Origin of the sequence: Paenarthrobacter nitroguajacolicus (assembly GCF_029952445.1) — a bacterium.
Taxonomy (GTDB): Bacteria; Actinomycetota; Actinomycetes; order Actinomycetales; family Micrococcaceae; genus Arthrobacter; species Arthrobacter nitroguajacolicus_B.
Genome location: NZ_JAQPPK010000020.1, coordinates 82,778 through 93,156 on the forward strand (window position 1 = coordinate 82,778; position 10,379 = coordinate 93,156).

General features: G+C 63.9%; 10 protein-coding genes. 2 read left to right on the top strand and 8 right to left on the bottom strand.

What is annotated here, in order from left to right; all coding sequences use genetic code 11:
- Window positions 1–23: 23 nt before the first annotated feature.
- The 6 genes from PJL15_RS15450 to merA form a co-directional block, all read right to left on the bottom strand.
- Window positions 24–902 (bottom strand): F510_1955 family glycosylhydrolase, encoded by an 879-nt coding sequence (locus PJL15_RS15450; protein ID WP_281452025.1) that lies wholly within the window; start codon window positions 900–902, stop codon window positions 24–26.
- Between the two features lie 86 nt (window positions 903–988).
- Window positions 989–1,606 carry a DUF305 domain-containing protein gene (locus tag PJL15_RS15455; protein ID WP_281452026.1) on the bottom strand — a complete coding sequence of 206 codons (618 nt, stop codon included), beginning with the start codon at window positions 1,604–1,606 and terminating at the stop codon, window positions 989–991.
- A gap of 145 nt (window positions 1,607–1,751) precedes the next feature.
- Window positions 1,752–2,231 carry a hypothetical protein gene (locus PJL15_RS15460; RefSeq protein WP_281445070.1) on the bottom strand — a complete coding sequence of 160 codons (480 nt, stop codon included), beginning with the start codon at window positions 2,229–2,231 and terminating at the stop codon, window positions 1,752–1,754.
- Between the two features lie 99 nt (window positions 2,232–2,330).
- A complete protein-coding gene (locus PJL15_RS15465) occupies window positions 2,331–4,472 on the bottom strand; it encodes a copper-translocating P-type ATPase (RefSeq protein ID WP_281452027.1) in 2,142 nt (713 codons plus the stop codon).
- A gap of 64 nt (window positions 4,473–4,536) precedes the next feature.
- Window positions 4,537–4,842, bottom strand: a complete 306-nt coding sequence (locus PJL15_RS15470; RefSeq protein ID WP_043471866.1) for a heavy-metal-associated domain-containing protein — start codon at window positions 4,840–4,842, stop codon at window positions 4,537–4,539.
- A gap of 287 nt (window positions 4,843–5,129) precedes the next feature.
- On the bottom strand, window positions 5,130–6,560 hold the full coding sequence (merA, locus tag PJL15_RS15475; RefSeq protein WP_281452028.1) for a mercury(II) reductase: 1,431 nt from the start codon (window positions 6,558–6,560) through the stop codon (window positions 5,130–5,132).
- 103 nt (window positions 6,561–6,663) lie between these two features.
- On the opposite strand from merA, the gene PJL15_RS15480 reads away from it, so the two are divergent.
- Window positions 6,664–7,053: a heavy metal-responsive transcriptional regulator gene (locus PJL15_RS15480; RefSeq protein ID WP_281452029.1), complete on the top strand. Its 390-nt coding sequence runs from the start codon at window positions 6,664–6,666 to the stop codon at window positions 7,051–7,053.
- 42 nt (window positions 7,054–7,095) lie between these two features.
- Window positions 7,096–7,677 carry a DinB family protein gene (locus PJL15_RS15485; RefSeq protein ID WP_281452030.1) on the top strand — a complete coding sequence of 194 codons (582 nt, stop codon included), beginning with the start codon at window positions 7,096–7,098 and terminating at the stop codon, window positions 7,675–7,677.
- Between the two features lie 932 nt (window positions 7,678–8,609).
- Here the strand turns inward: PJL15_RS15485 and PJL15_RS15490 are convergent.
- Complete coding sequence (locus PJL15_RS15490; protein ID WP_281452031.1) at window positions 8,610–8,933, bottom strand: hypothetical protein; 324 nt, start codon at window positions 8,931–8,933, stop codon at window positions 8,610–8,612.
- Between the two features lie 890 nt (window positions 8,934–9,823).
- Window positions 9,824–10,147, bottom strand: coding sequence for a hypothetical protein (locus PJL15_RS15495; RefSeq protein WP_281452032.1), 324 nt, complete (start codon window positions 10,145–10,147; stop codon window positions 9,824–9,826).
- Window positions 10,148–10,379 lie beyond the last annotated feature (232 nt).

The following is a 10,379-nucleotide window of genomic DNA, read 5'->3' on the forward strand; positions in this document are numbered from 1 at the left end:
CCTGGTTGCAGGTGGTCATCGGGTCAGGCGGCGTCCATGGGGCGGAAAATTGTGCCGCCGTCCGTGGACACAACGATCCCGTCGGAAGTGGCGGCCCAGATCCAGGGTTTCCCATCTGCGCCCTTGAGTGCTGCTATGGCCATCACCTCACCATCGACTCGGCCTTGCTTTGTCCAGCTCGCCCCGCCGTCTGCCGAGTAGTATGTGGTCCCGTCAGGGGCGACCCCGGCGGCTTCGTCGGGGTTGGCGAAGGCGGCGTATTGGATCACCGGCCCGGCCTTGTCGAGCGACCAGGTGGCTCCGCCGTCGGTGGAGCGCTGGATTCCCTCGGTGGTGGTGCCCAGTACCGTGTCGCTGTCCGGGTGGCCGGCCAGGACTGCCGGTGCGAACCCGGCGGCCACGGTGTTCCAGGTTTGACCGTCTGCGCTTTGGCGTAGTTCACCGTCGTACGCGACGATCCCGGTTTTGGTGGCGGTCAAGGCGTGGAAGTCGGACTGGCCTTGCCGTGAGAGTTTCTCCCAGCTCTGTCCTCCGTCGGAGGACTTGAGGAGCCCGAGTGGATTGGGCAGGTCCGAACCGGGGCCGGGGTGCCCGGAGGCGTAAAAGACGCCGTTTTTCCCGGCAGTGAAGCCCATCAGGTCATTGGTGCCACCGATTTTGGTGGCGGGTTCTTTGGTCACGTCGAAGAGCCCATCGTGGGTGGCCAGGAGTACTTGGCTGGTGTCGGGGTCCACGGTCAAGCCGTGGACGTGGCTGCTGGGCAGGGCCTTGTCGCTGGGTTCGATCGTGGGCGCCGTGGTCGTGGGTGGGCTGGTCGGAGTGCAGGCTGTCAGGGCAAGGATCAGCGCTGCGCCGGACAGCAGGACGCTGCGTCGCCACGCCGCAGGAATGAAGGAATGCATGAGAGAGCTCCAAGGAGTGAAAGGAAACGCGGAAGGGAGGGCCGGCCCCGCGTGATTGGTGCAGGGCCGGCCCCGTCAAGGAGAGGCTAGAGGCTGGCCAGCAGTGTCTGCATTTCCTTGATCTCGGCTTCCTGGGCACTGACGATGTCCTTGCTCAGCTGGACAGCTGCGGGGTCTTTGCCGTCCGTGGTCTCGGTCTTGGCCATGGTCACGGCGCCCTCGTGGTGAGCGATCATCTGGGTCAGGAACAGCTTCGCAGCTTCCACACCTTGGGCAGCTTCCAGCTTGGTCATGTCCTCGGCGCCCATCATTCCGTCCATGCTGTGCCCGGTGGGCACCTGCGTCGATTCACCCCAACTCTGCAACCAGCCGGACATCTTCTCGATCTCCGGTCCCTGCGCGTCCTTGATCCGGGTAGCCAGGGCGGTGACCTCGGCGGGGATATCCTGCTTCTTAAGGATCATGTCGCTCATCTCCACAGCCTGGGTGTGGTGCGGAATCATCATCTGGGCAAACATCACGTCAGCGGAGTTATGAGTCCCGGCCGAGGCCGAGGTTGAGGGGCTGGTCGAGCTGCTGCCGTGGTCCATACCAGGCATGGAGGTCGCTGGGGAGCCGGAACTGCCGGAGGAACCGCAGCCCGCGAGGGCGATCACCGCGGCGACGGCAGTAGCTGCGAGAGGTAAAAACTTCTTCGTGTTCATCACTATCAGGTCCTTCAAAGTTGTTTTCGGGGACGCAAAGGCGTCCATAAAAAAGGGGGGAAGCCATCAAAGATGCGCCGGAAGAACAGGTTCACTTCCGGGTCGCAAGGAATGTCCCCGGTTTCAGGCCGGGGACTCCGAGCGTCTATGTTCTGCTGATGGAAAGCTCACCCGGTGAAGGACTGCTGGGACGGTAGGGCCACTGGTTCCAGACCAAGGTGGTGGAGGCCTGGGACGGGGCCGACCTGTAGGACGTTTCGGCGGGTACCGGCGCTGCAAGGATACCGGCTGCCGCGGAGGGGATGCAGGCCGCGCTCATGGAATGCTCGCTGGAGCAGTTCCCTGAGCATGAGCATTGAGCCGGGGAGGCTGCGCCGTTGGCGACAGGCAACTCCTGCAGGGAACCGGGCCCGGATGATGTGGACTGGTGTCCGGCGTGCGCGGAAGTGACAGGAGCCGACGAGGCCAGGGCCGGCAGGTCTGCGGGAATCGTGGCGCTCGAGTGCGCTGAGTGAGTCCCGGTCATGACGTGCATGCCCAGGATTCCGGTGATGATGGCCAGGACCGCGGCCAGCAGTGTCGCCGTGAGGAGGGCGGATCCGGTGATGGTGCGTTGTGCGGCCATGCTGGTCTCCCTCCCTGCGTACTGGTTCTTTCAAGGCTACCGGCACCAACGCCGGGGTCCGCGGGGGACGGGTGCGTCGGTGCCGGTGGCACTAAGTGGTCAACGAACCTGCGAGGGGTTCAGTTTCACCCGGCGGAGTAGTTGGGCGTTGAGGGCGACCACAATCGTGGAAACGGACATCAGCACCGCCCCGGCCGCCGGGGACAGGATGATCCCGGCGAAAGCCAGGACGCCAGCGGCCAGCGGGACGGCGATCACGTTGTACCCGGTGGCCCAGACAAGGTTCTGCCACATTTTGGTGTAGCTCGCCCTGGACAGATCCACCATGGACAGCACTGCCCGGGGGTCGTTGCCGGCCAGGATGACCCCGGCCGACTCCATGGCCACGTCCGTGCCGGCGCCGATCGCGATGCCCACCTCGGCACGGGCAAGTGCCGGGGAGTCGTTGACCCCGTCCCCGACCATGGCCACTTTCAGGCCCCGGGCCTGCAGCTGGGCTACCTTCTTGTCCTTGTCGGCCGGAAGAACCTCCGCGAAAACCTCATCAATGTTCAGTTCCGCGCCCACTGCCGTCGCGACTTGCTGCGCGTCGCCGGTGATCATGGCTACCTTGATGCCCCTGCTTTGCAGCGCTGCCACGGCCTGCCGGGACTCGGGACGGATCGCGTCCTCAAGACTGACCGCACCCAATATGCGGTCCCCGTCGATGACGTGCAGCACGGCAGCTCCCCGGCCCATCCACTCCCGGGTCGAAGCGGCCAGGGATTCCGGCTCGCTCAGCCCCAGTTCGCGCAAGAGCGCCGGGCCACCGACCTGGACGGTGCGCCCGTCGACCGTGGCGCGCACGCCCCGGCCGGTCATGGAAGAGAAGCCCGCAGCGGGCGGGAGGTCCAGGTTTTTGCTCTGGGCAGCCCGGACGATGGCCCGCGCCACGGGGTGTTCGCTGTCAGATTCGACGGCCGCTGCCAGGGCCAGGAGTTCATCGGCGGCACCGCCGTCGACAGTTGCCATGTCCCTTACTTCAGGTTCACCCTTGGTCAGGGTGCCGGTCTTGTCGAACAGGACGACGTCGATGGTGCGCATCCGCTCCAGGGCGATCCGGTTTTTGATCAGCACCCCGGCCTTGGCGGCCTGTTCCGTGGAGATGGCGATCACCAGTGGAATGGCCAGGCCGAGCGCGTGCGGGCAGGCGATCACCAGCACAGTCACGGTCCGTGTCACCGCTTCGGGCAGGCTTCCCAGCAGGATCCACGCAATGAACGTGATCACCCCGGCGAGGGTTGCGAAGTAGAACAGGAACGCTGCTGCCCGGTCCGCGAGGGCCTGGGCTTTGGACGAGGAAGCCTGGGCTTCGGCTACGAGCCGTTGGATGCCGGCCAGCGCCGTGTCATCACCGACGGCTGTCACGGTGACCCGGACTGTGTTGTCGGTGGCCACGGTCCCGGCCACGACCGGGTCACCTTCAGCGCGCAGCACTGTTTTGGATTCACCGGTGATCATTGATTCATCGAACTCGGCGCGGCCGTCAACGATGGTGCCGTCGGCGGGCATCCGGGCCCCGGACCGGACCAGGACGACGTCCCCTTGTCTCAGTTCGGACACCGGGACGGTTTCCACGCCGGCATCGGTGACCCGTTCGGCTTCGTCCGGAAGGAGGGCCGCGAGGGCGTCCAAGGCGCCTTGTGCGGACCCGAGTGCTCTCATTTCGATCCAGTGGCCAAGCAGCATGATGGCAACCAGCAATGCCAGTTCCCACCAGAAGTCCAAGTCAAAGTTCCCGATCCGCAGGGTGGTGGCCCAGGACGCGACGAACGCGACAGTGATGGCCATGGAAATCAGCAGCATCATCCCGGGCTGCCGGGTCTTCAATTCATTGATCCCGCCCTTGAGGAACGGCTGTCCTCCGTAGAGGAAGATCACCGTACCCAGGACCGGTGGGATCCAGGACGAGCCCGGGAACTCCAAGGGCACGTACCCCAGCAGGTGCCCGAACATCGGGCTGAAATACACGACCGGGACCGACAACGCCAGCGTCAGCCAGAACCTGTCCTTGAACATTGCCGTGCTGTGCCCGGCATGCTGTCCGTGGCTGTGCACCGCATGATCGTCGGCCCCGTCGTGTCCCTGATGGCCGTGGTGTTGATGTTGTGCCGCGCTGGTGGCGTGGCGTTCGGTGAAGTCCGGTTCGGCTTCGCCGACAGGGGCATGGTGCCCGGCGGGGTGATGGGAGTGCTCTGTCATGGTGTGCTCCTCCAGTGACGGCCGCGCAGCCATGATAGGGGCGCGCAGGGCCGTGGTTTTGGGACTAGCTGTTGGTCAGGCTGTAGCCAGCCGCGGTAACGGCATCCTTGACCGCGGACGGTTCGGCGGATCCGGTAATGGTGAGGCGGGAAACTCCGCCCGGAACAAGGTCAACGGTGGCGGACTCTACGCCGTCCACGGCGGAGACCGAACGCTGAACGCTGGCCACGCAGCCTCCGCAGGTCAGTCCTTCAACGCTGTATTCAACGCCCGTTTCGGCGGCAGGAGCAGTGAGGGTTTCAGCGGAGCAGCAACCGCAGCCCGACGAGGAAGAGGTCAAGGGCAGTTCGGTGCGTGATGGTGTTTGCATGTCAGTTCCATTCATTGCAGAAGATGCGATGGGTGCTGTGGTTGAACGGCTGTAAAGAGGAGCCCTGGGCCCTCCGCGACATGCCTCTCACTGACAACACTCACAATATACCCCCGGGGGGTATAGTTTGCAAGAGGTCGTGACGGCTCGCCTTCGGCGAGGAGCCGCAGCAACGGCATGAAGAATTCAGGTCGATCCCGGACCGTCAAGGGGACAGCAGGTAGATGAGGGCCGGGTGGTCGGTGGTTGTCCTGGGATTGGCTTTCTTGATGTTCGGGGCCGCGCTTTCAGGCGCAGCAGGAGAGCCTGGAGACGTCGGCGGTGAAGGCTTTGCAGGCGAGTTTGATGCCCTCGGCCATGGTCAGGTACGGGCTCCACATGGCGGCGACCTGGGCGGTGGTCATGCCCGCCTCGAGGACGTAGACGCCGGCGGCAGCGAGTTCCCCGGCGTCCTTGGCTACGGCGGTGAGGCCCAGGATCCTGCCGGTGTCGCGGTCGGCGACGACCTTGATGAAGCCGCGGGTGTCGCGGTTGACCAGCGCCCTTGGGACATTTTGCAGGGGCAGGACCCTGCAGTCACAGCGGATCCCGGCAGCGACCGCGTCCTTCTCAGTCATTCCGACGGCACCCACAGCCGGGCTGGTGAACGTCACCCGGGGCAAGTACCGGTAGTCGACCTCAACCACGGCGTCGGTGAAGGCGTTCTCCACGGCCAATGTGCCGTGAGCCGCAGCGACGTACACGAACTCCCTATGTCCGGTCACGTCCCCGGCGGCCCAGACCCGCGGGTTGGAACTGGCCAAACGCGCATCGACCACAATCTCGCCGGACGTGCCGGTCTTTACACCGATGGCCCCAAGGTTCAGGCCGTCGGTGACGGGCCGGCGGCCCATGGCCACGAGCAGCCGGGCGGCCCGGAAGACTTCGTGGCCTCCGGCCACGGATGCGGTGGCGACAACCTCGCCCGTTGACTCGTCCATGGTCACGGAATCCACAATGGCCCGACGGACCACCCGGATCCCCTCGTCCGCGAAGACTCCGGCCAACGCCTTGGAGACTTCCGGTTCCTCCTGCGAGGTCAACCGGGAGCGGACCAGCATGGTGACCCGGGTGCCGAGCCGGGAGAAGAGCTGCGCCTGCTCCAAGGCAACATAGCCCCCGCCCAGGATGAGCATTGATTCCGGGACCTCGTCCAGTTCCATCGCCGTCGTCGAGGTCAGGTAGCCGGTCCCGGCCAGTCCCGGAACGGGCGGTGCCCATGGGGCGGAGCCGGTGGCCACGAGGTAGTGTCCGGCCTCGATCGTTGTCACGGCACCGCTCGGTGAGGTGACCTGGAGCAGCGGAGCTTCCTGGCTTCCAGTGAACGCGGCGTCCCCTTCGACCATGGCCCAGCCATAGTCCGCGGCCAGATCGATGTACTTCTCCGTCCGCATGCTTTCAACAAGCGCGGCCTTGCCCCCGATGAGGGCCGGCATGTCCACGGGGCCCGTCGAGGCCACGATGCCGGGGAAACGGGCCGAGTCCAACGCCACGTGACGGGCATCCGCGGCAGCCAGAAGCGCCTTCGACGGCACACACCCGGTGTTCACGCACGTCCCGCCCACGGTCCCGCGCTCCACCATCACTACCCGCTTGCCCAGCCCCCTGGCACGGATCGCGGCCGCAAACGCCGCTCCACCGGACCCAATGATCGCAAGATCGAACCCCTCGTTGCCCATCCTGTCGTCCTTCCCCGTGACTTGAAAGTTCCTATGGCACCATCATGAACCTTCCAGTACAGTGGAAGGTCAAGTCGGGCGGCCACTGAAAGAATCAGCGCACATGAGAATCGGACAGCTTGCGGAAGCAACCGGGACCACGACCAAGACCCTGCGGTTCTACGAGGAATCGGGTCTGCTCCCGCCCGCGGACCGCATGGCCTCCGGGTACCGGGACTACACCGACGATGCTGTGGGACGGGTCGGGTTCATCCACCGCGGCCAGGCCGCCGGGCTCACCCTCGCCCAGATCGGGCAGATCCTGAGGATCCGCGAGCACGGCCAGCCGCCGTGCTCGCACGTCCGGGACCTCCTAGGCGAGCGTCTGCGGGAACTCGATGCCCAGATCGCCGAGCTCCTTGCCCTCAGGGAAACCATCTCCCAACTGCACGCCCAGGCCGCTGAGCCGGAACCGGACACGTGCTCCGCTGACGAGGTCTGCCGCTACATCTAAGATCAGCAAAATCCAGGCGTCAGGAGCGGAAGGCAGCACGGCATGGAACGAACAAAGACGGAAATCCTGGCCGGCTACAGCCGTGCCAGCCACGACCTCGATGCCTGGCTGAAGAACGCCGGGGACGCGGATCTTCGGAGACGCAGCAACGGAACCCGGTGGACCAACGAGGAACTGCTCTTCCACATGGTTTTCGGCTACATGGTCGTCCGCGCCCTGCTTCCGCTGGTCCATGTCATCAGCAGGCTCCCCGAACCAGCCGGCAAAGCCTTTGCAGCGGTCCTGAATGCCGGGACACAGCCCTTCGATGTCGTGAACTACTGGGGCTCCCGCGCTGCTGCCCTCGTCTACAACAAACAGCGAATGCGCCGCAAACTAGACAAGACCATAAGCGCAATTTCCCGCAGACTCGAACGCGAGAGTTTCAAGTCCCTGGCAAGAACGATGCCATTCCCGGATCGGTGGGATCCTTTCTTCATGCCGACAATGACACTCACCGACGTCTACGCGTACCCGACGCTCCACTTCGACTTCCACGCCCGGCAACTGTCCCCAAGCCAGCCTCCCCAGATAAGCCATCAGAAGCCGGACTCTGACAAGCCACCCGGATCTCCTGTTACATGACGTGAGGCGCTATGAAAATCGAACTGCTGCATTCGATGACTGCCCCAGAGACTGAACTCGCATGCCGGATCTACCCCGTGCCAAGCGGCATGGCCGGCGTTCCGACCGTCGATCGGGTACTGGAAGCGCTGAGAAACCGTGGACTCTGACAGCCCGAACCGGTGCTCCTGTTGCGGACGGCAAATGAAGCGCCACAAACTTCACGCGCTCGGCCATGAACCCGCCTATATTTGCCGGCGATGCGCGCTGTGGATCGCCCTGCGCCCCGGACATGACTCCAAGCCAGGCACCTGAAATCCTATTCCAGGCCTGGAGGAAACTTTCAGCTCAATGTCTCGAAACCTTTTCGTCTCAAAACACTCGGGATCCGAGATCATCCTGGCAATACAGGACTTCGAGGTTGGATGACGGCCGAGTAGTGCCCTCACTAACGGACTAGCTGGGCAATAAGTGACGACACCTGTCGCGCACAATTAACTGCCATTTGACATGGGAAAAGTCACCCCGGGTCGTGCTGAAGCCGAACAGAATATCTCGTCAGCGCCTTGCCCTGGCGTGACCATAGGCTCCACCGTCCTTCTGCTCGGAGATCTTGATCCGGTACCCAGCCAACTTCGGCTCAAAAAGCGTCACACCGGGCGAGGCAGACGTCGCAAGGATGCCCTTCACGGCCTTCGATGGCATGCCCCAGGGACAGGATCACTCATGGCGTCACAGCCCGGAATGACTTGACGAAGTCCAGTGAAGGTACCCGTCCCATTTAGGTTCGGCCCAGATCCCGCCCGGGAGGGCAGCGGGTCCGGGGAACGTCTTGACGAGTTTCGCCAGGGCAACAGCAACCGGTGGTTGCAGTGCCCTCGGAATGGACTCGCTCATGGGATCCGTTCTGTTCGTGCAGTTACGTCCGGTCAGGCCATAGGGGTGCCGTCCGGTTACAACTCCACGGGGTGTTCAACAGCGAACCGCACCGGGGACTCGCCTTTGACCAGATTCTCCGGTTCGGGATTCATGACAGACATGGTGATCTGATCGATGAAGTATTCAATATCCGCTTCGGGGGCATCATCGCGGGACTCCATGGGGCCAGGACGGCCAACTTCGAAACCAGTGATCTCGTCGTACTCTTCCACGCACATCTGCAGGGTTTCGTGAACTGCGTTCGCGAAACCCTCGGCCGTCTCCGGATCCAGGAAACCCTGGATCTCCAACTCAGCGCTCTTGTCCTCGTTCTGGACGTTCACTTTGAAACCCAGCATGTGTTGCTCCTTTGAGTATTTGGCATTAGTCGCCCGGCATCTGCCAGCACACACGGCAAAGGGGGCGTCTCTCGCTACGCTCACCTTGCCCAGGAACAAACGTATGAGACACAACGAGTGAAAGCCGGTGGTCACCTCGTAGACGGCATAAAAGACCACCGAGGCGGTGGTGAATCCTCGTTCGCATCGGAATCATAGCCATCCCTCTCGTTGTCACAGTACTCATCCAAGCATGGGCCAGGGGACCGACAGAATAAGGACCTTCGCTCCGCTTCGGCCTGTAAAAGCTTCTTTTGCCTTACATGTGGCTGGGTTGTTCTCCGTACAAGGCCACTGATCGTAGCCGTCCCCACCCGTCAACCCACGCAACCGGGCAATCCCACGCGGTCGCTGCGCTCCCTTATTTCGCGGGAGTCCCCGGCCGCTCTTCGGGGTTGACGGCCCACCCTCGACCGGCTGCGACGTGGGGGGCCTCGCACGGCGGGGCAGGAAGGAGGTGGCTACATGAGCATCGACGACGCGATCAAGCTCGCGACTTCGGTCGTGAGCCTGATGACAGCAGTCATTGCTTTACTCTCCGCGCGGAACGCGCGCTTAAAGAGCAAACGCTCCCGAGCTGGAACTCGGAAGCGTAAGCGGAACGCAAGGAGGTAGTAGTCACACAATCCGGTGGTCGTGACCGCTTGGTTGCGGCCACCGGTCTCCTTTCTCAGGATATGGCCACCTCAACGATAAGGAAACCCCTCATGGAACCGCTGACCATCGTGAACTTCGTTCTCTCGCTCACAGCACTTGGAGCGGCGATCATGGCGTACCGCGCCAACTCGAAAGTATCCAGGGACGACGGAAGCTAGACCGGATCCGGGGCGGGCCGTCACGTGGCGGCCCGCTCACCGGGCCGGTCCGGGATCCGCCAGGGACCGTTGTTCCTCCAGATGAGCTTCCCTGAGGACCGCGGTGATGGTCCTGATGGTCGCAGGATCATCCTGCCAACGACTCCCATCCCGAGGGCAGGCGTTGAGGCTCTTCACCCCGACCTCGGCGGCGAGCTGCAGCAACTCCGCACGCGCAGCATCGAGGTCTTCCAGCTGCTCTGTGCTCAGCTGCCCGGCCGTCAGTGGCTCCTGCTCTACGGGCGCGTCCGGCGCCACCGCCGACGAGGCTTGGACTTCAGTCGACCGGCTGCGCCTGTTCAGGAAGTTCCGTAATCCCACTGCCTACCTCTCCTTCTGAAACAAGTGTCCCGCCTGGGATTGGGGGTAACCAGGCGGGACAGAGCCACCTTACCGGCCCAGACCGACAGTTCCAGCAACGGGGCCGGCTCGCGGGGGCTCGCTCTGGTTTGCGCTGCGCTTCAACCAGTTGATGGGCGTCCTCTCCGCTTCGCTCCGTGGCCGGCTGTTGGGCCCGGTCCCGGCCTCGCAGAGCTCCGCCGTGCCCGGTCCT